Raw genomic sequence first — 23,071 nt, 5'->3', positions numbered from 1 at the left:
AGCGGCCTTCACATGTGCGGGGGAGGAACGAGGGTGAAGCTGTGGGGGCCGCCGTCCCAGGAGGTGCGCCACCCGCGTTCGAGGGCGGCTCGCTCGAAGCGCGGCATGCCGAGGTAGGCGAAGGCGGCCGGGGCGTTGGGCACGAGCCCGGTGACGATCGTGCGGACCACGCGCAGCGGCGTTCGCCGGATGTCCGAGGTCGTCAGATCGCGGGTGAGGACGCGGTGCCCCCGGACGGCCAGGCGCCGGTAGATCTCTTCCATGGACACCGCCGGGATCTCGGTGACCGCGCGGGTCCCGCCTGCCGGATCGGTGAACCGGCGGGCCTCGCGGTGCACGCGCGGGTCGAGCCAGACCTGGACATGGGCACCGAGATCGATGATGTGCTCGCAGTGCGCCCCCGCGGCGTCGAGGTAGGAGGCGTCCGCACGGAAGTCGAGGTACAGCCCGCGCGCCATGAGCCCCTGCTCGACGGCACGGAAGACCCAGCCGTCGGCACTCGTGCAACCCTGGGTGTAGACCCAGGTGTGCACGGCTTCCAGCACCGCCTTCCGGGCGGCGCGGGCCGGGTCGAGCGCGGCGGCGAACCCCGCCGCGTACAGGCCACGGTCCGGATCGTGGACGAGTGCCGCGACGGCGGGGGCGAACTCCGAGGGCATGACGACCAGCGAGACGGTCAGGCTGCTGCCGGCCAGGTCGTCCGCGAGGCCGGGCACGCTGGCGGGATCGATGCCGACGGTCGGGCCGTCGAGGTGCCACCACAGTTCCAGTGCGTCACGCTCGACGATTTCGAGGACGCCCCGATCGCGGGCGTCGGCGGTGCCCTGCCCGGTGGCGATTCCGGCGTAGTTGAGGTGGTGGACGCGCGGCAGCCGCCGGAACCGCGACTGCCGCCAGTTCAGGTAGACCAGCGAGGCGGGCAACCACACGTCGCTGCCGTGCTCGTCGGCGCATCGAGCCCACAGCGCCGGAGTGTCCTCGGTGAACCGGTGGTAGGGAAAGCCCCGGCGGTCGTACTGCCAGGACGCGAACGTGGGCAGCTCGCTGAGCCGGATCGGGTGCAGTCCGGCGCTGATCAGGTCCGCGCGGCTGCCGACGCGCAGCTGGTCGGGGTCAAGCTCGGCCGGAAGCCAGTTCCCGCAGTACCGCTCGACACCCTCGGCGATGGCGGCGATCCGCGCCTGCTCGACGTCGCCGAACGAGGTTCCCAGCGAGACGCGGTCGGCAGGCCACTCGCCGAGCCGGCGCGCGTCGGAGACGGCGGCGGTCAACCCGGTGTAGGCGGTGGGTGCCCCGCGAGGGTGCGGCACCGGCCGCACGGAGCGGATCACGCCGCACTCCGGATCGACCAGCGCCTCGATGGGCAGGACGTTCTCCGGTGGCGGAGACGCCGCCGGCCCCGCCTGCTCGGCCCGCCCGTCGTTGTCGGGCTCGGTCATGGTGTGGCCCTTTCGTGCTGCCATGTCGCGGCCTCGGGATCGAGCCGCGACCGGGTCGGCGAGCCGGCCCAGCCGGCTGGCTCGACCGGTTCCTCCGTATTTCCGGGCAGTCCCTGCGCCGACAGCCAGCCGTCGATGAGCCGCGCCAGCCCGCCCGCTCGCCGGATACCGGCGCGCACCGCCGGGTCGGCGACACCAGCCGCCAGCGTGTGTCCCCACGGTCCGGTGGCGAAGTGGCTGGCTCCCGGCCAGGCGCGCGCGAGCCGCCGGGCGTCGGCATCGAAGAAGTCGTCGTCGCCGCTGATCACCAGCAGCGGGAGATCGAGCAGGCCGTAGCGCGCCGCCAGGTCGATCCGGTCGGCCGCCCACAGGCGTCGCCACGACGCTACGGTCTCCGCGCTCCAGCCCCAGCTCGTCGCGGCGTCGAGGACACCGGCTTCGGCGGCCTGTGCGGTGCGCCGGTCGAGTTCGGCGGCGGGTAGTGCGGGCCGGGAACGGCGGGCGCGTCCGTGCTCGTGCCACCAGCCGATCCGCTGCCGCAGGCGTGGGGCACCGGTGCTGTCCCACGCGGTTTCGGCGAGGCCGAGCGCGGGCACGAGCACGATGATTCCCGCCACGACGGCGGGACGTGTTCGCGCGGCGGCGCGTGCGGCTTCCAGCGCCGTGTGCGCGGCATACGACGCACCGAACAACAGGACCGGCAGGCCCGGATGGTCGGCGCCGAGCCGGAAAAGCACCTGGCCACCGTCGTTTTCCTCGTGCCGGAAGGGCTCCCATGCTCCCTGGGACCGGTACCGGCCGCGCACGTCCTGGACCAGGCAGTGATAGCCGCGCGCGTTCCAGGATCGTGCCGTGGACGCGTGCGCGTCCGCGTCGTAAGGCGTGCGGATCACCACGACACCCGCCGGATGCGCGCACGCCCAGAACCTGCCGTGCAACTCGGTGCCGTCGCGCAACCGGCACACGTGCGGCTCGCCCCGTCCGCCCGTCATGACCGCACGGCCTCCGGCTGGACGGCGACGGCGGGCGGCGGATAGGCCAGGATCGGGTGCTCGCTGATCGTCGCGGTGGCGGGAACGAACTTCCAGAGCGTCGTGCGGTAGGACCGCACGGTGTCGGGTCCGTGTGCCCATGCCAGCAGCACGGCGAGAACGCGGCTCACCAGCAGCGAACGCGCCGTCCAGGGCAGTGGTCCGCTCTCGGCCGCGGCGTTCTGCCAGGCTTCGAACTCGCGGGGGACCGGGCTCGCCGCCAGGCGCCGTCGCCGAACCTGTTCGCTGCCCGGGTCCTCGCCCCTCGACGCGACCGGATCGACGAAGCACACCTCGCCCTCCCGATACGCGCGCACCCACGTGGTGCCACGGCCCGGGAGGTCGTCGAGCCGGTCCCAGCCCGCCCGCTCCGCCGGGGAATCCGCGTAGCCGATCACCACATCCCAGGGAACGGACTCGACGTGGCAGGCCGCGAGCAACGCCGCCGCGTCGGCGTGCCGGACGGGGGTGACGCCCCACTCGCGCAGCGCCTCCGCGAGATCCTCGACGGCCGTGCCGCGTCCGAGGAGCACCACTCGGCGCCGGGCAGCCGGCCACCGCGCCCGCGCGTGCGCCTCCTCCCGGGAGAGTAGTTCCTCGCGAAGCCGCCGCGCGTACGCGGCCACGTCGTCACCGCCGTCGCGGGTGCCCCGCAGGATGTCCGGCAACCCCGGCGGTACGGACCGCAGTCGCAGGAACCGTCCGTCGGCGGTGCGAACCAGCCCGGTGCCGTCGGCGTCGATGAGTACCTCCGCCCCGGTACCGGGGACACGGGCGCGGGCGTGGGCAGAATCTCCGACCATCGTCGACCTCTCGAACGGCCCGGTCGGGCAACCCTGGGGCTGCCCGACCGGGTGTCGTTGCTCACTGACCGTCGTGGGGGGCTGTGGTCAGTCGAACGGGTTCTCGACGAGCGCGTTGGAGTGCGTGGCGGACAGGTGCGCCAGCTGCTCGGGCTCCTCGATCTCGGCAACGATCTTTTCGTCCATTGCGGACTCCTTTCCTCGGATGGTCCGGATCGGCGGGAGGGCCGACCCGGGTTCGCCGATGCGAACACCACTCACGCTAGTTGAGAATGATTCTCATGTGCAATAGTCTTCGGGTATGGACCTCCCGCAGCTCGTCGTCGCCGACTACCGGAGCGGCCGCAACCACACCGTCCACGGCGGCACCGTGCGCCCGCTCGGGTCCGCCGTTCTCGCCGAACACGCCGGTGTGCTGGCCCTTCCGGGAGGCCGGTCCTGGGCCTTCGTCGACGACCGTGGCGGCGCTCTCGTCGTGTGCGACGGTGACGGCTGCCGGCGCATCCCCGTCGCCATCCCGGGTGAGCACCTCGCCTGCGATGCCACGGGCACCCATCTCGTCGTCACGACCGGGATCGGCGCGAACTCTCGAGCATGGAGCGACATCGTCACGGTCGTCGATGTGGACTCCGGCGAGTCGGTGCGCTTTCGCGCCCGGGTCGGCGAGCCCGGCGGCATGGTCGTGCCCGACCAACTCGACGGAGAACCGTCCATTGTGCTGCGGCACCGCGAACCCGGTGCTCTGGAGACGATCCCACTCCAACGCGGCCTCGACGCCGCCCCCCACGTGCCCCGGCTGACCGGGGAGGCCACGACCGACGTCGGCGACGACGGGCACGGCGACGTCGTCGATCAGCAAACCGGGATCGCCGCGACGGCGACCAGCAGGGGATTGGAACGGTTCGTGGTCGACCACCGGGTCCCACGCCCGATCGGCGTCGTCCCCTGGCCGGTACCCGGACGGGCGTTCTACCTGCGCTTCGATCCGGGCACGGGACGGGCGGTCGGTGTCTGTCGCGGCGGGCCCACCGCACCGAGCGACTGGACAGCGTGGACCAATCACCTCGTCGACGTGGACCTCTCCACCGGCCACACGCGCAGCACGCCGCTACCGGCGGGACTGGCCTTCCGCTTCGCGCTCGGCGGTGGCCGGGCAGCCGTCGCCACCATCCATCCCGACGGCGACACCCTGACGATCATCGACCGTTCCGGTCCGAGCATGCGCGCCGTGCGCACGGAGTCGCTTCCGGCGCTGTCGCATCCCCCCGTTCCGGGACGCCTGCCCTGGGATCCCGTCGGCGACTCCCCGGCCCAGCGCAGAGCCGTCGCGCTCGATCCGTCCGGTGCCGTGGTGGCCGTGACGCGCGGTGGTGACGGCCAGCTCCACCTCATCGGCGAGGACGGGATCGACACCATCACGATGCCCACCCCGCTGGACGAGGGCGGGCACCTGTACTGGCAGGGCAGCGCCGCCGACACGATCGGCAGGTGAGCTGATGGAGCCCGCGACCCTGCCGTGCGACCCGGCACTCGACGCCGCCCTGAGGCGTTGGGAACACTACGGCCGCCCCGGCCTGCCGGACGGCGGTTTCTCGCTCGGCCGCCCACGGGGACGGCAACGCCGGGGGATCTACCGTCCGGACACCGGCGAGGCCGTCCTCGAACCCGACGGGCACATCCTGCGCATGGCACCGTCGCCCGACGGCAGCCACATCGCCTTCCAGCTCGCCGATCGCGCCGACGAGAACGCCCAGCTGGCGATCCTCGACGTCGCCTCGGGCGGGCTGCGGCGACATCCCGACATCCCATGCCGCTACGACCCCATGGTCTGGGATACCGGCTCCCGCACCGTCGAGCTCGTCACCGGCGTGCCCGGCCGCCTGCACAGCCTCGACGTCACCACAGGGCGGTTGGCGACCACGGCTGTGGCGGCCGATGCCCGGGTGCGGATCTTCCCGGGTGGCCGGGGGCGAACGCTGCTCGCGGAAAGCCGCCCGGGACGGCCCACCCGCCTTCGCGACCGCGCCACCGGGGCCGACCTCGCCACGTTTCCGGCGATCGTGCGTGTCCTGCCGTTCGGCGACGACGTCCTCGTCGACGACGGGACCGGGTTGCACCTTCTCGACCCTGGCAGCGGAACCGAACGGTGGTCCTGGCACGACCCGACCGTGCGGGTGACCGCGCTGGCCGCGAACGGCGCCGAGGTGCTCATCGCCGGTGTCCGGGCAGGCCGCAGTGTCCTCATCCGGCTCGCTGACGGAAGGCCGGTCGTCGATCGGCCCGTCGCCCACCGATCGAACCCGGCTGTCGCCTCCGACGTCAGCGCGGACGCGGGACGCTTCCACGTCCTCGTCGAGGGACCGGCGCTGCCCCCGCGAGTCGTCCTCGCGGAAGACCTGCTGACCTCGGCTGACTCAGCCGGCCCGACACCGGCGACCGTGGCCCGAACCCGCAGGCACAACGTCCTGGCGGATGACGGAACACCGGTCCCGGTCACGATCACGTCCCCGGCACGCCTCGACGGCCCGGCACCCCTGATCCTGACGTGTTACGGCGGCTTCGGGGTGCCGAGCCTGCCGGTGTTCGAGCCCACCGTGCCCGCGTGGATCGAACACGGCGGCAGGTACGCCATCGCGCAGGTGCGAGGCGGGGGAGAGCACGGCAGCGCCTGGCGCGACGCCGGACGTGGCCCCAGAAAGGCACGCGGTGTCGACGATCTGGTCTGCGTCGCCCGCGGGCTCGTCGACGCCGGATACACCCGGCCCGAGCAGCTCGTGATCGTGGGTGCCTCGCACGGCGGGGTGCTCGCCGTGAGCTGTGCCCTCGCCGCTCCGGGCCTCTGCGCGGGCGTCGTGAGCACGGCGGCGCCGCTGGATCTGCTCAACCTCAGGGCGCACCCGCTCGGACACCACTGGATCAGCGAGTTCGGCGATCCCGACGTCCCGGATGACCGCGACCGCTTGCGCCGCATCTCACCACTGCACCGCGCCCGGACCTTCCCGTCCGGCGCGCGCCTTCCACGCTTCCTCGGCATCGTGCTCGAAGCCGATTCCCGAGTCGCGTCCGACGACACCCACGCCGTGGTCGACGCACTGCGGCGCGCCGGTGGTGACGCCGCGCTCTGGTGCGCCGAGGACACCGGGCACGGCAGCAACCGGCTCGACAGCCTCCACCGGCTCGGAGCCACCGTGCTCGCCTTCGCGGCCACCACGACCAGCGCCGAGCACGCCGACCCGACCACGACCTGGGAAAGCATCCGACATCCATGACATCAACCCGCACGGGCAACGCCGGGCAACAGGGCACGTTCCCGGCCGGACCACGGCGACGCGCAACGCTGGCGTTCCGGATTCTCCTGCCGGGCCTCACTCTGGCGCTGCTGGCCGTCGTCGTGCTCTCGGCGAGCATCGGCACGATCGCCGTCGCTCCGGCCGACGCGCTCAAGCTCATCGCCGGGCACCTTCTTCCCGGAATGCCGTGGATGTCCGACGGGTCGCTGAGCACCATCCAGGACAACGCGGTGTGGCAGTTCCGCCTCCCGCGCACCGTGCTGGCCGCTCTCACCGGCGCCGCGCTGGCACTGGCTGGGGCACTGATCCAGGCCGTGGTCCACAACTCGCTGGCCGAGCCCTACATCCTGGGCGTCTCCGCAGGCGCGGGCGTCGGTGCCGTCTCCTTCATCGTTCTCGGCGCCGGGCTCAGTTCACTGGGGATCGGAGCGTCGGCGTTCGCCGGAGCGGTCGTCGCCACCGCGGCCGTGTACTTCCTCGCGCGCAAAGGTGGTCGTATCGCGCCGCAGCGACTGATTCTCGCCGGTGTCGCCCTCGGCTCCCTGTTCAGTGCGATCACCAGCTACCTGACCATCTCGACGGACGCGCAGAACGTCTACAGCATCATGTTCTTCCTGCTGGGGTCGGTCTCGGCGGCGACGATGAACCATTTGCTGCTGCCCGCCGTCGCACTGGTGATCGCCGGGCTCTTCGCCCTGCTGCGCGCGCGCTCGCTCAACGCGCTGCTCGTCGGCGACGACGCGGCCAAGTCGCTGGGTATCCACGTCGACCGGCTCCGCAGCAGCGTCCTCGTCGCGGCCGCCCTGCTGACCGGCGCCGTGGTCGCCGTCTCCGGCGGCATCGGATTCGTCGGCCTCATCATTCCGCACATCGCGCGCATCGTCGTCGGCTCGGATCACCGCAGGATGCTCCCGGTCGCCGTGCTCGGCGGCGCGGTCTTCCTCGCCGCCTGCGATCTGCTCGCCAGGACCGCCGCCGCTCCCTCCGAAATCCCGCTCGGGGTGCTCACCGCGCTGGTCGGGGCGCCGTTCTTCCTCTGGCTGCTGCGACGCGACCGCGCCGACAGCGTGGGAGTGGGCCGATGAGAGTCGACATCGAGAATCTGGCCGCCAGCCGCGGTGGACGTCGAGTCGTCACGGACGTGAGCATCTCCGTACCGTCGCGCAGCGTCCTCGGGCTCCTCGGCCCCAACGGCAGCGGCAAGTCCACGCTGCTGCGCGCACTGGCGGGGATCGACGCCCCCTCGGCGGGAACGGTCAGCTACGACGGAACCGCCCTCACCGCGCTCAGCCGCAGGCAGGTGGCGCACCGGGTCGCGGTGATGACGCAGGAGCACAGCGAGGAGTTCGAGATCCCGGTGCTCGAACTCGTGCTGCTGGGGCGCATCCCGCACGGGCGCGGGTTCGGCCGCGACTCCGAGCACGATCTCGCGGTGGCATCCGATGCCCTCGCCCGGGTCGGTGCCAGCGACCTGGCCGGTAGGGCCTTCTCACAGCTCTCCGGCGGGGAACGGCAGCGGGTGCTGTTCGCGCGAGCCCTCGCCCAGGACACGCCCGTGCTCGTGCTCGACGAACCCACGAACCATCTCGACATCGCCCACCAGCTCGAACTGCTCGATCTGGTGCGCACGACGAACCGCACGGTCCTCATCGCGCTGCACGATCTCAACCTCGCGGCCCGGTTCTGCGACACCATCGGCGTGCTCGACAACGGACATCTCGTCGCGTGGGGCACTCCGGAGGACACCCTCGACACCGATCTCCTCCGCTCGGTGTTCGGCGTCGAGTCCACTGCCGTCGCCCACCCCGACTCCGGGCAGTCGCACTTCCTCTTCGATTCGCGTGTGCGCGACGACATCGACGACATCGACGACATCGACAACCTCGGTACCGCTCAGAAAGGAACAACCACACGATGATGCCCACTCAGGACCGCTCGACTCGCCGACCGCGCGGGCGCAGAGGCGGGACCGCACTCGCGGCGCTCGCGTTCGCTCCGGTCGCGTTGTCGGCTTGTGGCGGCGGCGTCACCTCGGACGCCGCCGACGAGACCGCCACAGGCAGGACCGTGACCGTCACCAACTGCGGACGCGAACTGAGGTTCGACTCCGCACCGGAGAGCGTGGTCGGCATGATGCCGTCGCAGACCGAGCTGCTGATCCGGCTGGGCGTCGCGGACTCGCTGGTCGGTCAGGCACAGACGGACACCTCGGCCCTGCCCGAGGACATCGCGGACCAGGCCGAGGGCGTCCCCGTGCTCAGCACCGACACCCCGCCCGCACGCGAGGACCTGCTCGCCGCCGAGCCCGATCTCGTGGTCTCGCCCACCGAGTACGAGTTCACCGCCGAGCAGGGATTCGCCAGCATCGAGCAGCTCGACGCCAACGGAGCCCGGGCCTACGTGGCCACCGGTGGCTGTGCCGACCGGCGCAACACCGCCGAGGTCACCGACGTGCTCACCGACATCGCCAACCTGGGCGAGATCCTCCGGGTTCCCGGCGCGGCCGACGACCTCGCGCAGGCGGGCCGGGATCGGCTGGCCGCGGTCCAGGCCGCCGTGCGAGACCGCCCCCGTCCCAGCGTCGCGCAGGTGTATGTTGAGGGAAACTCGCTCGGCGCCATCGGAGCCGGCGTCGAAGCGGACATCATCGAGCAGGCCGGGGGCGAGAACGTCTTCGATCCCGACGCGCCCGAGTTCGCCGACTTCTTCGCCGCGGAGATCAATCCCGAAGAGATCGTCAGCCGGAACCCCGATGCCATCGTGTTCGGCGTCGCCAGCCCCGGTCAGCAGGAGCGCACCAGGGCCTACCTCCGCGAGACCTTCCCCGACGTTCCCGCCGTCCAGGACGACCTGCTGATCGCCGTACCGCAGAGTGATCTGTATCCGGGCACACTCGGCAACATCGACGCCGTCGAGACCATCGCCGGGCGCCTCTATCCCGAGGCGTTCTGAGCACGAGAACCGGGTCGTGCCGGCGGCATCCGTTCGTCCTTCCGGCCCAGTCGGGATGGGCTCTGGCGGTTCGGCCTGCTCAGGCGCTGCCGTGTCGTTGTGGCGCGGAGGTTCCGTGCCACCGGGAGGGGTCGTCTTCCAGCGAACCGCGGTCCCAGTGTCCGCGGTTCGCGGCGGCTTCGTAGGTGGTGTGGAGGAACTCGGCGACGGCGCGGTCGGGTTCGGGTGCGGCACGGGCGGCCTCGTAGGGCAGCAGGAACTGCTGGAACTCGGAGCTGAAGTACGCGCCGTCGGGGGCGATCGGCTGATCGGCGAAGCCCTCGGGTTCGGGATAGGCGTACGAGTAGAAGGCCCCTTCGTCTCCACCGCCGGGCCAGAACCCGCAGCTGGACAACTCGCGGGAGTAGCCCTCGACCATGACCCAGTCCCCGCAGTTGGGCACGCCGCCCGGATGCGGAGGAGCCGACCGCCCGGAGAAGCGGGTGCAGGCGAGGTCCATCCCGCCCCAGAAGAAGTGCACCGGACTGACCTTGCCGACGAAGTGCGACCGGAACTCGCCGATCACCCGGTTCGCCTGCAGCAGCTGTCGCCAGAACAGGGCGGCCGCCTCGCCGTCGTAGGATGCGTGGGTGTGGTCCTCGGCGAAGGGGATCGCCGGGTCGACCTCGTTGGGGTGCGGCCGGATGGCCGCCTCGATCTGGAGCTGGTCGAGCGTGTCCAGGATCCGGGTGTAGAACTCCGCGACCGGCATCGGCCGGAGCGGGAGACTCCGGACCTCGCCGCTGCTGCTGCGGACCTCGAGCTGGTGGCCGATGAAGTCGAACTCGATCTCGAAGGCACCCGTGCGGTGGGGAATCGTCGACGTCGTCAGCCCTCGTGGGCTGACGTACAGCGTCACCTGCCACCAGTGGTTGAGCAGGGGAGCGTGGGCCATGCGGATCTTGCCCACGATCTGGGTCCACATGTGCAGGGTCTCGCGGGTGGGTGTCCAGTCCGAAACCCGTAGGCTCGGCCAGCTCGTGGTCGTGGGGCCGGTCATCGGTGCTCACATCCTTGGCGGCGCCGGGAGGCGGTGGTGGTCGTGGGGGTCATGGTCTGCGGAAGGCTCCTCGAGCCCGGTCCGGCGGCGTCGATCTGCTGAGTGCCTGCCGGAAATGCTCAGCGGTGCTCGGGATTGGCGTTGTCGGGGTGACAACCCGCGTCCCACGCCGCGCGCTGGTTGCCGTAGGCCGGGATCCCGCCGGCGTGTCGAAGCATCGACGCGAGATGGAGCAGGTTGTAGGTCATGAACGTGATGTTGCGGTTCGTGAAGTCGTTCTCCGGCCCGCCGGAGCCCTCGTCGAGATACGAGGGGCCGGGGCCGACCTCACCGATCCAGCCCGCGTCGGCCTGGGGCGGGACGGTGAACCCGATGTGCTGCAGGCTGAACAGGATGCTCATCGCGCAGTGCTTGAGGCCGTCCTCGTTGCCGGTGAGCAGACAGCCACCGGCGCGCCCGTAGTAGGCGTACTGGCCGTTCTCGTTGAGCACGCCGGAATAGCCGTAGAGCCGCTCGATCACCCGGCGGGTCACCGAGCTGTTGTCGCCGAGCCAGATCGGTCCGGCGATGACCAGGATGTCGGCGGCCAGCACCCGGTCGAGCAGCGCAGGCCATTCGTCGGTGTCCCACCCGTACTCGGTCATGTCCGGGCGGACACCGGTGGCGATGTCGTGATCGACGGCGCGGATCTGGTCCACGCTGACCCCGTTCGCCTCCATGATCGCCACACTGCGGTCGATCACACCCTGGGTGTGGCTGCGCTCGGGGGAGCGGTTGAGGGTGCAGTTGATGTACATCGCGCGCAGCCCGGTGAAGTCGGGCTTCTCGATCGCGGTCATGGGGTCCTTCCCGGTCCAAGGGTGCGGCGGGTGGTTCCGGTTACCGGGCCGCGGCCAACAACGTCAGGACGTCGCGGTCTACCCGGTCGGTGATGCCGTTGAAACCGGCGATCTTCGCGAAGCTGCGAGCGACGGCTGGGTGAATCGGAGCGATTTTGTTGACACGTCTACATCTAGCCGAGTTTTAATGATGTGTCAACATCACTGTTAGGCTTATGCGGAAACACCGCACGCAAAGCTGAAAGGGGGATGGGAGCCCGGGCCGCACGGCGGTCCCGGCGTCCCTGACTACCGATGGGTGAGGCACAGTGGCTCGACGAGCGGCAGGCACGCGCATGGCGCGGACTGATCGGCGTGCTGCAGCGGCTGCCCGCGGTGCTGGAGCGTCAGCTGGTCGAGGATGCCGGGCTGTCCGCCGCCGAGTACACCCTGTTGGTACCGCTGTCGGAAGCTTCGGGCGGGGTGCTGCGGGCGCGCGACCTCGGCCGGATGGTCAGCTGGGAGCGTAGCCGGATCTCCCACCAGATCACCCGGATGCAGAAGCGCGGTCTCGTCGTTCGTGAGGAGTGCAGCGAGGATGCGCGCGGGTCGATGGTCCGGCTCACCGACGCGGGCCGGACGGCCATCGTCGCCGCAGCTCCCGCACACGTCGCCGCCGTCCGGCAGCACTTCATCGACGCGCTCACCGACGCGGAGCTCGCTGTCATCGGACCCGCGTTCGAACGGGTCCTTCACCAGCTCCCCGACGACGAGGGATGACACCGTCTACTCCCTAGGTCGTGTCCGGTCGGCTAGACGCTCGGACACGCCATGGGACCTGCTCAGTGTGTGGTGCAACGCGTGCGTGTGGGGCGGAGGGCGTCCGCCAGAAGAGCCTCGCCTGGGCCCATCAACCATCGGTCGAAGCTCAGGAGGAAGGGGAACATCGCGCGCAGCGCGCCGAGGTCGGCGGCGCCTGCGAGCCTGCCGTCGTCGACCAGTGCCGCCGATCTGGCCAGGACTTCGTCTCGCTCCAGCACTGCTCGCGAGAAGCGGCTGTATCGGATCGGCCGCTGGGCTGCCTGTGCCAGGTTTTCGGCGATGGCGTTGCCGGTCAGGGCGTCACCGGCGATCTCGATGGTGCGGTTCGCGAACCGCGCGGGCTTGCCGAAGACCTCGGCCACGACCCGGCCGATATCGCGCACCGCGATGAGCTGCATAGCCTGGTCGGGGCGCATCAAAAAGGTCAGCTCTCCCCGGTCGAGTCCCATCCCCGGCGTCATCAGGAGTTCCATAAAGGTCGCAGGCCGGACGATGGTGCTGACGGTGTCCACGCTCCGGACACGGTCCTCGATACGACTCTTGACGTCGAAATGGCTGACGCCCGTCGGCTTCGGCCCGGCGGCGATCATCGAACTGTAGACGAGGTGGGCTACACCACTGAGCTGGGCGGCCTCGGCCACGGCCGTGCCGTAGCGGACCTCGTCGTCGTGGCTCAGTCCGGCGCCCGCCTGACCCGAGCTCGGCTGCACGCTGAAGACGCCGTGAACACCGGTGAAGGCCGCGCGCAATGACTCCGGCTCGGTCAGGTCTCCACGCACGACCTCGGCACCCGCGGCAGCTAGTGACCGGGCACCGTCGGCGGCCGGATCGCGCACGACGGCACGAACGGTCCAGCCGGTGGCGAGCAGTGACGCAGCGGTGGAGCCTCCTTGCTGTCCAGTGGCCCCCAGTACGGCGATGGTTCGTCCGGTGCCGACGTGCTCCGTGCCGGGCGAGCCGGCATGCCGCGCAGGGCCCGCGCTGTGGTGGATCGACGTGTCACTCATGGCCGGTGACCGTAACGGAACACCCCGTCCGCCTGGCTAAAGTGAGAGCGGTGACGACCGAAGTGAGAGCACGACAGCGTTCGGACGCGCGCGACAACCGCGAACGCATCCTCGCCGTCGCCCGTGCCGCGTTCGCCATGGACGGCCTGGGCGTGCCGATTCGTGAGATCGCCCGGCGGGCCGAGGTCGGGGCAGCCACCGTCTATCGGCACTTCACGACCAAGGAAGCGCTGCTGGCCGAGGTCTTCGCCGATCAGATGGCCTCGTGCGCAGAGATCGTCCGTCGAGGTCTGGCCGCGGACGATCCGTGGCGTGGCCTGTGCCTCGTCGTCGAGCAGTTGATGGCTGTCCACGCTCTGGACCGGGGTTTCGCCCGCGCCTTCACCTCGCGGATGTCCGAGCCCGCGGAGTTCGCCGCCGAACGGGATCGCACGCTCGCGTCATTGCTCGAGCTTGTCAGGCAGGCGAAGGATGCCGGTTCGCTGCGCGAGGATTTCGTGCTCGAGGACATCAACCTCGCGTTGTTGGCCAACGAGGGCATCCGCGCGGACACCCCCGAGATGCGGCTGGCCGCATCTCGCCGGTTCGCCGCGCTGATGCTGCGATCGTTCCAGGCCCACCCGGTTTGGACGCCGCTGCCCCCGGCGGTCCGGTTGCCGCCTGCCCAGGGCTGAGCACCCCGTGGGCAAGCGACGTTTCCGTGAGCGTGCCGGTGTTGGACAGCCGGCCCAGGGCGACGTGCTAGTCCATGCCCCGGCGGCGGATTTTCTTCGCCCCGGCAACGACAAAACCCCCACCGGTGTGCTCACCGCTGGGGGTCTGACCTGAGCGAACAGGTGGTGCGCGATACTGGGATCGAACCAGTGACCTCTACCGTGTCAAGGTAGCGCTCTCCCGCTGAGCTAATCGCGCGAGGCGGAGACGGGAATCGAACCCGTGTACAGGGCTTTGCAGGCCCTTGCCTGAACCACTCGGCCACTCCGCCGTGTGCGTGAACCGGGTGTGACCCCGATCCAACTGCGGAATGCCGCCGCAGTCGAGCGGACGACGGGATTCGAACCCGCGACCCTCACCTTGGCAAGGTGATGCGCTACCAGCTGCGCTACGTCCGCAATCTGCGACTCCGGGTCACTCGCCCTTGCGGCCGGTCACCCGTCGTCGTGTGGAAAGAACTGTATCGGATGGCCTCGGAACCCCTCGCACGGGGGGGGGTTCCGAACCGGCCCAGCCCCATGATCAGCTGCGATCGTGGGGCATGAGCCTGGTGAGCGCGTCGTCGACGTCGACCCACAGGTGCTCGTTGCCGGGCAGGACGACGTCGTAGGTCTGGTCGAGGAAGTCGGCCAGCTCCTGTGCCGACGCCTCGAACATGGCGTGGCCCGACGGCGAGTTCAGTTCGACGAAGACCGAGTCCGGGTCCTCGAGCGAGGGCCGGATGCGCACGTCACCGTCGCCCGCCTCGCCGAGTAGCCCGTCGGCCAGCAGGTCTCGCGCGAACACCCACTCGACCCAGCCGGCGCGGCCCGTGCGGAACGCCGCCACGACGGCGTAGGGGTCGCGGGTGTCGTAGCGCAGCTCCACCTTCACCGGGACCGGAGGCGTTCGCGGTGCCATGAGGTCGAAAACCGCTGTGGACCGGAGCGTCACGTGATCGTCTCGCATGGTCGTTACCCTTCTGCTTCCCTTCCGGCCGACGTCGGCCGTGTCTCTCTGTGAGACGCGGACGGGCGCCGGATCGCTCGCCGTGAGGCCGAAGATCACCCGTTTGTGTGCGTCGTGGTCTCGCGGCCCCGGTACATCCTGCTTGTCCCAACGAGCGAAAGGACAGCCAAGTCGCGCGAATGTTGCAGCAGACACGCGGCCCGGCGGTACCGGTGTTCGGTCGTTCGGTTGTCGTCGAACCCGCCACCTGCGAAGACGGCTCCGGCCCGGGGGAAGTGGACCCCCGATTTCCGGCTGCCGATCAGCCTCCGCTAGAGTGGTTCTCACATCGCGACGGGCGATTAGCTCAGCGGGAGAGCGCTTCGTTCACACCGAAGAGGTCACTGGTTCGATCCCAGTATCGCCCACCACGTCAGTTCAGTTGTTCGATGTTGACGGACCCGGCATCCGCCGGGTCTTTTTTCATGTTCCCGCCGTCATTGGTTCCAACCAACCACGATGGGGCAGAGCCACCGGCTCGGGTGACCCTGTCGGATGCGCTGTGCTGTCGGTTCCCGGGCACAAGCGGACCCGTTCCACGTCTGAGCGTTGCGGATGTCGGGGCCGCTCCCACCACGGGGGTGCGCTGTGCTCACTCGCCGCGACCGGTGTCGAGGTTCGCAAGGTTTCGGCTGTCTCGCCGCGCTGTGGTCCCGTCGGACACAACTCGGCTCTGAGCACGTGAACTCCACGGTAGTGGCCGCGCCGGGGATTGTGACGTTCCTGTAACCACGCCCACGATGTGTCCGGCGTCACAGCGTGTGAGGGGCGGGTTGTGGTGTTCTGGACTGCTGCCCGTGCCCCGCAGCAGGCACGAGTGGCCCGGCGATTAGCATCGGGGCTGCACATTCCGAGTCCATGCCCAGCCGAGTTCCCCGAGGGAGCGCCCGTGTCACAGTCGCCGTCCGCCGCAGCCCCGTCCGCCCCGCGCGTGGTGGTGCGAGCAGGCACTACGGCGGGTGCCGCGGTGCGGGAGGCCGGCCATCCGAACAAGGGCCCCGAAGCGGTCGTCGTCGTGCGCGATCCCGACGGTGCGCTGCGCGACCTCTCGTGGCAGCCCGACGCCGACGTCGAGGTGGAGCCCGTGCTGGCCGCCTCAGAGGACGGCCGCAGTGTGATCCGTCACTCCGCAGCCCACGTGCTGGCGCAGGCCGTTCAGCAGCAGTTCCCCGAGGCGAAGCTCGGCATCGGGCCGCCGATCCGCGACGGCTTCTACTACGACTTCGCCGTCGAGCGCCCGTTCACCCCCGAGGACCTGCAGGCGCTGGAAAAGCGCATGAAGCAGATCGTCAAGGGGGCCCAGCAGTTCTCCCGGCGGACCGTCGAGTCGGTGGCCGCGGCGCGGGACGAGCTGGCCGACGAGCCGTTCAAACTCGAACTGGTCGACCTCAAATCCGCCGACGCCGAGGACTCTGTCGACACCTCCGAGGTGATGGAGGTCGGCGCGGGGGAGCTGACCATCTACGACAACCTCGATCCGCGCACGAAGGAGCGGGTGTGGGGTGACCTCTGCCGAGGCCCGCACGTGCCCACGACCAAGTACATCCCCGCCTTCAAGCTCACGAGGGTGGCGGCGGCTTACTGGCGAGGTGACGAGAAGAACCCGCAGCTCCAGCGCATCTACGGCACCGCGTGGGAGTCGCAGGAGGCGCAGGAGCAGCACCTGGAGATGCTGGCCGAGGCCGAGCGGCGCGACCACCGCAGGCTGGGTGCCGAGCTGGACCTGTTCTCGTTCCCCGAGGAGATCGGCTCCGGCCTGCCCGTCTTCCACCCCAAGGGTGGTGTGGTGCGCAAGGAGCTGGAGGACTACTCCCGGCGGCGCCACGAGGAGGCGGGTTACGAGTTCGTCAACACGCCCCACATCACCAAGGGGCAGCTGTTCGAGACGTCGGGTCACCTGCACTGGTACCGCGAGGGCATGTATCCGGGGATGCATCTGGACGCCGAGGTCGACGACGACGGCACCGTGCGCAAGCCGGGGCAGGACTACTTCCTGAAGCCGATGAACTGCCCCATGCACAACCTCATCTACCGCTCGCGCGGGCGCAGCTACCGTGAGTTGCCGCTGCGGTTGTTCGAGTTCGGCACGGTCTACCGCTACGAGAAGTCGGGAGTCGTCCACGGCCTGACGCGGGCCCGTGGTTTCACCCAGGACGACGCGCACATCTACTGCACCGTCGACCAGATGCACGACGAGATCAAGTCGCTGCTGCGGTTCGTGCTCGACCTGCTGCGCGACTACGGGCTCGACGACTTCTACCTCGAACTGTCCACTCGCGATCCCGAGAAGTCGATCGGCAGTGACGAGGGCTGGGAGCGGGCGACCGCCGCGCTGCGCAGCGCCGCCGAGTCGAGTGGCCTGGACCTCGTCCTCGATCCCGGTGGGGCCGCGTTCTACGCGCCGAAGATCAGCGTGCAGGTCAAGGACGCCATCGGGCGCAGCTGGCAGATGTCGACGATCCAGGTCGACCTCATGGAGCCCGAGCTGTTCGGCCTGGAGTACCAGGCGGGTGACGGCTCGCGGCAGGAGCCGGTGATGATCCACCGGGCACTGTTCGGTTCGATCGAGCGGTTCTTCGGTGTGCTCACCGAGCACTACGCCGGCGCTTTCCCCGCGTGGCTCGCCCCGGTGCAGGTGGTGGGTATCCCGATCGCCGACGCCCACGTCGAGCACCTCAGGGGCGTGGAGAAGGCGTTGCGCGACCGGGGGCTGCGGGTCGAGGTGGACACGAGCGACGACCGGATGCAGAAGAAGATCCGCACGCACACCACCCACAAGGTGCCGTTCCTGCTGCTGGCCGGCGCCAAGGACGTGGAGGCCGGAGCCGTGTCGTTCCGGTTCCGGGACGGCAGTCAGATCAACGGCGTTCCGGTGGCCACGGCCGTGGCGGCCGTCGCGGACTGGGTCGCGCGCCGGGAGAACGCCTCGCCCACGGCGGACGCGCTGGGGGCGCTCGTTGACCACTAGCGGCGAGGCGGGCGACGAGTTCGTCGAACAGGACGGCGCCGGGGTTCCCGACCAGCTCCAGCGGTTGTGGACCCCGCACCGGCTGGCCTACATCAAGGGCGAGAACAAGCCGGACGGTGACGGCGAGGGCGGCTGCCCGTTCTGCCGCCTGGCGGCCCTGCCGGACGAACAGGCGCTGATCCTGGCCCGGGGCGAGACGGTGTACGCGGTGCTGAATCTGTATCCGTACAACCCCGGCCATCTGATGGTGGTGCCGTATCGGCACGTGGCGGACTACCCGGACCTCACGGACGAGGAGACGGTGGAGCTGGCGCGCGTCACGCAGCACGCGATGCGCGTGATCCGTACCGTCTCCGACGCCCACGGGTTCAACATCGGGCTGAACCAGGGGGTCGCCGCGGGGGCGGGAATCGCCGCCCACCTGCACCAGCACGTGGTACCGCGGTGGGGCGGCGACTCCAACTTCATGCCCGTCGTCGGCCACACGAAGGTGCTGCCGCAGCTGCTCGGGCAGACCCGGCAGCTGTTGGCCGACGCCTGGTGAACTCTGCTCAGTCCTCGCGGATGGCCTCGATGTCCAGCTCGATGACGACCTTGTCGCTGACGACGGCGGCCGGGATGTTCGCGCCGATGCCGAAGTCCGCGCGCCGGATCTCGGTGCGGGCCGACACCCCGATGACCTTGCTGCCCTCGGTCATGCCGTCGCCGAAGCCGCCCAGTTCGGCGGTGAGGGTGACGGCCTTGGTGACGCCCCGCAGGGTCAGCTCGCCGTCGATCAGGTAGTCCGCGCCGTCGGTGCGCACGCCGGTGGACCGGAAGGTCAGCGTCGGGTGGTTGTCGACGTCGAGGAAGTCGGCGCTGCGCACGTGCTCGTCACGCTGGCTGTTGGTGGTGTCGACGCTCGACGCCGTCATCGTGGCGGTGACGGAGGAGTCGAGCACGTTGTCCGCCGTGGTGAGCGTGCCCTCGAGCTCGGTGAACCGGCCGCGCACCTTGGTGACGCCCAGGTGGCGGACGATGAAGCTGACGTTGGAGTGGACGGCGTCGATGGTCCAGGTGCCGGTCAGGTAGCCGGGGATCTCGGTGGTGGCGGTCATGGGTTCTCCTCGAAAGACGGGTGGAAGTGAGTGGATCGTCCTACTCGCCAGCAACCCTACCGACATATGGTTGAGGGCTCAACTAGTCTCGGTGAGAGGTGCGTAACATCTGATTGAGCGTTCAATCAGATGGCGGGCAGGGCTAGTATGGGTCCCATGTCAACACCCCGATGGCTCACCGATTCCGAGCAGCGCGTGTGGCGCGACTTCTCGGCGGCCATCGACATGCTTCGTGCGCACCTGGAATCCCAGCTCCAGCGCGACGCGGGCATGCCCACGACCTACTACGCCGTCCTGGTCGCGCTCTCGGAGGCACCGGACCACGTCCTGCGCATGAGCGAACTCGCCGAGGCCACGCGGTCGTCGCGCAGCAGGCTCTCCCACGCCGTCGCCCGCATGGAGGCCCAGGGCTGGATTCGCAGGCAGGCGTGCCCCACCGACAAGCGGGGGGCCTTCGCCCACCTCACCGACCGCGGTCTCGACGCCATCCGCTCCGCCGCCCCGGGGCACGTCGACGCCGTCCGGGACGGGCTGTTCGACGCGCTCACCCCCGAGCAGGTCGAGGCACTCGGAACCATCAGCGCCGCGATCGTCGACCGGTTGTCCCCGGAATGCGCCCGAGCCGTGGCCGACGCCGAGTCCGAACGCGAGGAGTCCGCCTGACCCGTCCCGGTGACGGCGGCCAGGGGCACGGCACGCCGTCGTCGTGTCGGCTCGATAGGGTTTGCTTGCCGAGTTGATCCGAACTCGCCAGCCAGCACCCGTAGGATGAGATGCTCAACATCTTCGCCCGCGCGTCCGTGTCCCGCGTCACCGATCCGCTCGGTGCCGCGCTCGTGCGCGCCGGTCTGACCCCGAACGCGATGACCCTCATCGGCACGGCGGGCGCCGTCGCGGGAGCTCTCGCGCTGCTGCCCCAGGGCATGCTGTTCGCGGGCACGCTCGTGGTGTGGGGCTTCGTGATGCTGGACCTGCTCGACGGCGCGATGGCGCGGGCGAAGGGCTCGACGCCGTTCGGAGCCGTGCTCGACGCCACCTGCGACCGGCTCGTGGACGGTGCGCTGTTCGCCGCCATCGCCTGGTGGGCCTTCTCCGTCGCCGACAACCCGCGCGTGGCCGCGGCCGCGCTGCTGTGCCTCGTGCTGGCGCAGGTGATCTCCTACGTCAAGGCGCGGGCCGAGGCTTCCGGCTTCGGCGACGCCGCGAACGGCGGGCTCATCGAGCGCGCGGAACGACTCATCATCGCCCTGGTCGGTACCGGGCTTCAGGGGCTGGGCCTGCCGCATTCGGTCGAGGTCACGCAGTGGCTGCTGGCGGTGCTGTCGGTCATCACGCTGGTGCAGCGCATGGCCGGGGTCGCCCAGGCTGCGGGAAAGGCGCGGTTGTGAGCGGGCAGCGACTGGTGGAGTGGGCCTACGCCGCCGGGTGGGGGATCGTGCCGAAGCTGCCCCGCAGGCTGGTCGGCGCCGTGTTCGCCGGCGGAGCCGATCTCGCCGCCCGCCGGGGCGGAACCGGCGTCGCCCAGCTCCGGCGCAATCTCGCGCGCGTGGTGCCCCAGGCAGGGCCCGTCGAGCTGGACGATCTCACCCGCCGTGCGCTGCGCTCCTACGCGCGGTACTGGCAGGAGGCGTTCTGCCTGCCGTCGATGGACCTGCCTCAGGTGGGCCGCAGCGTCGACGTCACCGGCGCCGAGTATCTCGACGCCGCGCTGGCCGAGGGCAACGGCGCGGTCCTGGCGCTGCCGCACACCGGGAACTGGGACATCGCCGGCGTGTGGCTCGTCGGGCACGCGGGAAACTTCACCACGGTCGTCGAGCGGTTGCGGCCCGAGTCGCTGTACGAGCGGTTCGTCGCGTACCGGAAGTCGCTCGGGTTCGAGATCATCCCCGCCGACGGCAGTGCATCGTTTCGCACCCTGTTGCGCCGCCTGCGGGATAATCGGACGGTGTGCCTCGTCGGCGACCGCGACATCACCGGCTCGGGACTGCCGGTGACGTTCTTCGGGGAACCGGCGCGGTTCCCGGCGGGGCCCGCGAGGCTGGCGCTGGCCACGGGGGCGGCGCTGTTGCCGGTCGGCTGCTGGTTCACCGACGGTGGCTGGGCCGTGCGCATTCACCCGCGAGTTCGGGTAAGCAGCAGGGAGGAAGTGCCCGCCGCCACGCAGGCACTCGCCGACGTCTTCGCGGGCGACATCGCCGCCCACCCCACCGACTGGCACATGCTGCAGCCGTTCTGGCGCGCCGACGCGGAACCCGGCGCCGAGCATGAGGGCGAGAGCGGGCAGCAGGGTGAACGGAGAGCGTCGTGAAGGTCGGGATCGTGTGCCCGTACTCCTTCGACGTGCCCGGCGGTGTGCAGGGGCACGTGGTCGACCTCGCCAAGGCACTTCGCTCGCTCGGGCACACGGTGTCGGTGCTCGCGCCCGGCGACGAGGAGTCGGGGCACCTGCCCGACTTCGTCCAGCCCGCGGGCCGGTCACTCGGCATTCCGTACAACGGCTCGGTGGCGCGCCTGCAGTTCGGCCCGGTGTCCTACGCGCGGGTGCGCCGGTGGCTGCGTGATCACGACTTCGACGTGCTGCACCTGCACGAGCCCACCGCGCCGAGCCTGTCGCTGCTGGCGCTGATCGTGGCCGAGGGCCCCATCGTCGCGACGTTTCACACCTCCACCCCCCGCTCCCGCACACTCGCCGCGTTCGAGCCGGTGCTGCGCCCGCTGCTGGAGAAGGTGACCGCCCGGATCGCCGTGTCCGCGCTCGCGCGGCGGGTGCAGGTCGAACACCTCGGCGGCGACGCCGTGGAGATTCCCAACGGCGTGGACACGACGTTCTTCTCGGGCGCCCAGCCGCTGGGCGGTTACCCGCGTGAGGGCGGCACGATCGGCTTCGTGGGGCGCTTCACCGAGCCACGGAAGGGCATGGGAGTGCTGCTGGACGCGCTGCGGGAGCTGGCCCCCGCACTGCCGTCGTTGCGCCTGCTGGTCGTCGGCAGGGGAGAGGCCGAACTGCTGCACCGGCAGGCCGGGCCCGCACTCGCGTCGCGCCTCGACCTGCTCGGGCAGGTCGACGACGAGACCAAGGCACGGGCGTTGCGCAGCGTGGACGTGTACTGCGCACCGAACACGGGGGGCGAGAGCTTCGGGATGATCCTCACCGAGGCGATGGCCGCGGGTACTCCGGTGGTGGCAAGCGCGCTCGACTCGTTCCGCCGCGTTCTCGACGATGGCAGGGCCGGGGTGCTCGTGCCCACCGGGGACGCCAGCGCACTCGCGGCGGCCCTCGCGGACCTGCTCGGCGACCCCGCGCGGCGGGCCCGGCTCGCCGAGGCCGCCACCCGCAGGGTCGCGGGCTACGACTGGGGCACCGTGGTCCGGCAGGTGCTGCGGGTCTACGAGGCGGCGATCGCGGCGAACCCCCGCACGGTCGGTACCGACGCCAGCGCGGTGCGATGACTACGCTCGTTGTGCTGCTGGCGCTCGTCGTGGCGCTGCTCGTCGCGGGATCGTTGTGGCTGGTGGCCACGGCGAATCGCCTCGACCGGCTGCACGTGCGCGGGGACGCGAGCTGGGCCGCGCTCGACGCCGCGCTGGCGCGGCGGGCGGTGGTCGCGAGGACGGTGGCGGTGAGCGTGCTGGCGCCGGAGGAGTCGGCGACGGTGCGAGCCGCCGCCGACGGTGCCGAGTCCGCTCCCCGGGCGGAGCGCGAACCGGCCGAGAACGAGCTGACCCGCACTCTCGCGCGGGTCGACCGCGCCCGGTTGCCCCCGCCGCTGGCCGACGAGCTGTCCGACGCCGAACAGCGCGTCGTGATCGCCCGCCGCGTGTACAACGACGCCGTGCGCGACGCGCTCGCCCTGCGCGAACGCCGCCGGGTGCGGTACTTCCGCCTGGCGGGCACGGCGCGTCGCCCGGAGTACTTCGAGATCGCCGAGCCCGATCTGGCGACGCCGTCCGGAACCTGACGCCGTGTCCGCAGCCTGCGTAGCCGTGTCCGCGGGCTGTGTAGTCGTGTCCGCACCGCACGGTGCGGCTCGTCCTTGCGGTCCTCCGGGGTCATGCCGATTCCGAGGCGCTTCATCGCGGCGGGCGTGGGGTGGGCGGTCCCGG

General features: G+C 70.5%; 23 protein-coding genes and 4 tRNA genes. 15 read left to right on the top strand and 12 right to left on the bottom strand.

Annotation, left to right across the window (positions count from 1 at the left end; all coding sequences use genetic code 11):
- Positions 1-8: 8 nt before the first annotated feature.
- The 4 genes from FFT09_RS20755 to amiA form a co-directional block, all read right to left on the bottom strand.
- A complete protein-coding gene (locus FFT09_RS20755) occupies positions 9-1,439 on the bottom strand; it encodes a YcaO-like family protein (RefSeq protein ID WP_208544482.1) in 1,431 nt (476 codons plus the stop codon).
- Positions 1,436-2,431 (bottom strand): CocE/NonD family hydrolase, encoded by a 996-nt coding sequence (locus tag FFT09_RS20750; protein WP_138383735.1) that lies wholly within the window; start codon positions 2,429-2,431, stop codon positions 1,436-1,438. Before FFT09_RS20750 ends, FFT09_RS20755 begins: the two co-directional genes overlap by 4 nt.
- Positions 2,428-3,273, bottom strand: coding sequence for a hypothetical protein (locus FFT09_RS20745; RefSeq protein ID WP_138383734.1), 846 nt, complete (start codon positions 3,271-3,273; stop codon positions 2,428-2,430). The genes FFT09_RS20750 and FFT09_RS20745 overlap by 4 nt, the downstream gene beginning before the upstream one ends.
- A gap of 87 nt (positions 3,274-3,360) precedes the next feature.
- Positions 3,361-3,459, bottom strand: coding sequence for a streptamidine family RiPP (gene amiA / locus FFT09_RS23395; protein WP_244231444.1), 99 nt, complete (start codon positions 3,457-3,459; stop codon positions 3,361-3,363).
- A 115-nt stretch (positions 3,460-3,574) separates the two neighbouring features.
- Here amiA and FFT09_RS20740 point away from each other — a divergent pair, with 115 nt between their 5' ends.
- From FFT09_RS20740 to FFT09_RS20720, 5 genes are read left to right on the top strand one after another with little or no spacing between them, the layout of a single operon-like run.
- Positions 3,575-4,765, top strand: coding sequence for a hypothetical protein (locus FFT09_RS20740; protein ID WP_138383733.1), 1,191 nt, complete (start codon positions 3,575-3,577; stop codon positions 4,763-4,765).
- 4 nt (positions 4,766-4,769) lie between these two features.
- Positions 4,770-6,542 (top strand): prolyl oligopeptidase family serine peptidase, encoded by a 1,773-nt coding sequence (locus FFT09_RS20735; RefSeq protein ID WP_138383732.1) that lies wholly within the window; start codon positions 4,770-4,772, stop codon positions 6,540-6,542.
- Positions 6,539-7,648, top strand: coding sequence for a FecCD family ABC transporter permease (locus FFT09_RS20730; RefSeq protein WP_176218201.1), 1,110 nt, complete (start codon positions 6,539-6,541; stop codon positions 7,646-7,648). Before FFT09_RS20735 ends, FFT09_RS20730 begins: the two co-directional genes overlap by 4 nt.
- Positions 7,645-8,481: an ABC transporter ATP-binding protein gene (locus FFT09_RS20725; RefSeq protein ID WP_138383731.1), complete on the top strand. Its 837-nt coding sequence runs from the start codon at positions 7,645-7,647 to the stop codon at positions 8,479-8,481. Before FFT09_RS20730 ends, FFT09_RS20725 begins: the two co-directional genes overlap by 4 nt.
- Positions 8,478-9,515 (top strand): ABC transporter substrate-binding protein, encoded by a 1,038-nt coding sequence (locus tag FFT09_RS20720; RefSeq protein ID WP_081190355.1) that lies wholly within the window; start codon positions 8,478-8,480, stop codon positions 9,513-9,515. The genes FFT09_RS20725 and FFT09_RS20720 overlap by 4 nt, the downstream gene beginning before the upstream one ends.
- A 79-nt stretch (positions 9,516-9,594) precedes the next feature.
- Here FFT09_RS20720 and FFT09_RS20715 read toward each other — a convergent pair whose 3' ends face one another.
- Together FFT09_RS20715 and FFT09_RS20710 are read right to left on the bottom strand one after the other, a co-directional pair.
- Positions 9,595-10,554 (bottom strand): DUF5996 family protein, encoded by a 960-nt coding sequence (locus tag FFT09_RS20715; protein ID WP_081190354.1) that lies wholly within the window; start codon positions 10,552-10,554, stop codon positions 9,595-9,597.
- Positions 10,555-10,673: 119 nt separating this feature from the next.
- A complete protein-coding gene (locus FFT09_RS20710; RefSeq protein WP_024877933.1) occupies positions 10,674-11,393 on the bottom strand; it encodes a flavodoxin family protein in 720 nt (239 codons plus the stop codon).
- Positions 11,394-11,687: 294 nt separating this feature from the next.
- Here FFT09_RS20710 and FFT09_RS20705 point away from each other — a divergent pair, with 294 nt between their 5' ends.
- A complete protein-coding gene (locus FFT09_RS20705) occupies positions 11,688-12,152 on the top strand; it encodes a MarR family winged helix-turn-helix transcriptional regulator (RefSeq protein WP_081190353.1) in 465 nt (154 codons plus the stop codon).
- Positions 12,153-12,214: 62 nt separating this feature from the next.
- Here the strand turns inward: FFT09_RS20705 and FFT09_RS20700 are convergent, their stop codons facing one another.
- A complete protein-coding gene (locus FFT09_RS20700) occupies positions 12,215-13,114 on the bottom strand; it encodes an NmrA/HSCARG family protein (RefSeq protein WP_482822432.1) in 900 nt (299 codons plus the stop codon).
- Positions 13,115-13,251: 137 nt separating this feature from the next.
- On the opposite strand from FFT09_RS20700, the gene FFT09_RS20695 reads away from it, so the two are divergent.
- On the top strand, positions 13,252-13,875 hold the full coding sequence (locus FFT09_RS20695) for a TetR/AcrR family transcriptional regulator (RefSeq protein WP_081190351.1): 624 nt from the start codon (positions 13,252-13,254) through the stop codon (positions 13,873-13,875).
- A 163-nt stretch (positions 13,876-14,038) separates the two neighbouring features.
- Here FFT09_RS20695 and FFT09_RS20690 read toward each other — a convergent pair.
- The 4 genes from FFT09_RS20690 to FFT09_RS20675 all read right to left on the bottom strand — a co-directional run bounded on the left by FFT09_RS20690 (position 14,039) and on the right by FFT09_RS20675 (position 14,863).
- Positions 14,039-14,113: transfer RNA gene (locus FFT09_RS20690), tRNA-Val, on the bottom strand.
- 1 nt (position 14,114) lies between these two features.
- Positions 14,115-14,186, bottom strand: a tRNA-Cys gene (locus tag FFT09_RS20685).
- A 54-nt stretch (positions 14,187-14,240) separates the two neighbouring features.
- Positions 14,241-14,313 (bottom strand) — tRNA-Gly (locus tag FFT09_RS20680).
- Between the two features lie 124 nt (positions 14,314-14,437).
- Positions 14,438-14,863, bottom strand: a complete 426-nt coding sequence (locus FFT09_RS20675; protein ID WP_024877929.1) for an SsgA family sporulation/cell division regulator — start codon at positions 14,861-14,863, stop codon at positions 14,438-14,440.
- A gap of 335 nt (positions 14,864-15,198) precedes the next feature.
- Here FFT09_RS20675 and FFT09_RS20670 point away from each other — a divergent pair.
- The 3 genes from FFT09_RS20670 to FFT09_RS20660 all read left to right on the top strand — a co-directional run bounded on the left by FFT09_RS20670 (position 15,199) and on the right by FFT09_RS20660 (position 18,414).
- Positions 15,199-15,273 (top strand) — tRNA-Val (locus FFT09_RS20670).
- Between the two features lie 518 nt (positions 15,274-15,791).
- A complete protein-coding gene (thrS, locus tag FFT09_RS20665; protein WP_138383729.1) occupies positions 15,792-17,870 on the top strand; it encodes a threonine--tRNA ligase in 2,079 nt (692 codons plus the stop codon).
- Positions 17,860-18,414, top strand: coding sequence for an HIT family protein (locus FFT09_RS20660; protein WP_138383728.1), 555 nt, complete (start codon positions 17,860-17,862; stop codon positions 18,412-18,414). The genes thrS and FFT09_RS20660 overlap by 11 nt, the downstream gene beginning before the upstream one ends.
- Before the next feature lie 7 nt (positions 18,415-18,421).
- Here the strand turns inward: FFT09_RS20660 and FFT09_RS20655 are convergent, their stop codons facing one another.
- Positions 18,422-18,967, bottom strand: coding sequence for a YceI family protein (locus FFT09_RS20655; protein ID WP_081190349.1), 546 nt, complete (start codon positions 18,965-18,967; stop codon positions 18,422-18,424).
- A 156-nt stretch (positions 18,968-19,123) separates the two neighbouring features.
- On the opposite strand from FFT09_RS20655, the gene FFT09_RS20650 reads away from it, so the two are divergent.
- The 5 genes from FFT09_RS20650 to FFT09_RS20630 all read left to right on the top strand — a co-directional run bounded on the left by FFT09_RS20650 (position 19,124) and on the right by FFT09_RS20630 (position 22,926).
- Positions 19,124-19,630 (top strand): MarR family winged helix-turn-helix transcriptional regulator, encoded by a 507-nt coding sequence (locus tag FFT09_RS20650; protein WP_081190553.1) that lies wholly within the window; start codon positions 19,124-19,126, stop codon positions 19,628-19,630.
- A gap of 110 nt (positions 19,631-19,740) precedes the next feature.
- Entirely contained in the window at positions 19,741-20,355 is a 615-nt protein-coding gene (pgsA, locus tag FFT09_RS20645; RefSeq protein WP_024877924.1) for a phosphatidylinositol phosphate synthase, read from the top strand.
- Entirely contained in the window at positions 20,352-21,275 is a 924-nt protein-coding gene (locus FFT09_RS20640; RefSeq protein ID WP_138383727.1) for a phosphatidylinositol mannoside acyltransferase, read from the top strand. Before pgsA ends, FFT09_RS20640 begins: the two co-directional genes overlap by 4 nt.
- A complete protein-coding gene (locus FFT09_RS20635; protein ID WP_138383726.1) occupies positions 21,272-22,417 on the top strand; it encodes a glycosyltransferase family 4 protein in 1,146 nt (381 codons plus the stop codon). The genes FFT09_RS20640 and FFT09_RS20635 overlap by 4 nt, the downstream gene beginning before the upstream one ends.
- The gene (locus FFT09_RS20630; RefSeq protein WP_024877921.1) at positions 22,414-22,926 is read left to right on the top strand and encodes a LemA family protein; all 513 of its coding nucleotides are present in this window, start codon (positions 22,414-22,416) and stop codon (positions 22,924-22,926) included. The genes FFT09_RS20635 and FFT09_RS20630 overlap by 4 nt, the downstream gene beginning before the upstream one ends.
- Positions 22,927-23,071 lie beyond the last annotated feature (145 nt).

Origin of the sequence: Saccharomonospora piscinae (genome assembly GCF_005862235.1) — a bacterium.
GTDB lineage: Bacteria > Actinomycetota > Actinomycetes > Mycobacteriales > Pseudonocardiaceae > Saccharomonospora > Saccharomonospora piscinae.
The sequence above is the reverse complement of the archived record's forward strand: the minus strand, read 5'-3'. Positions and strand labels throughout refer to the sequence as shown.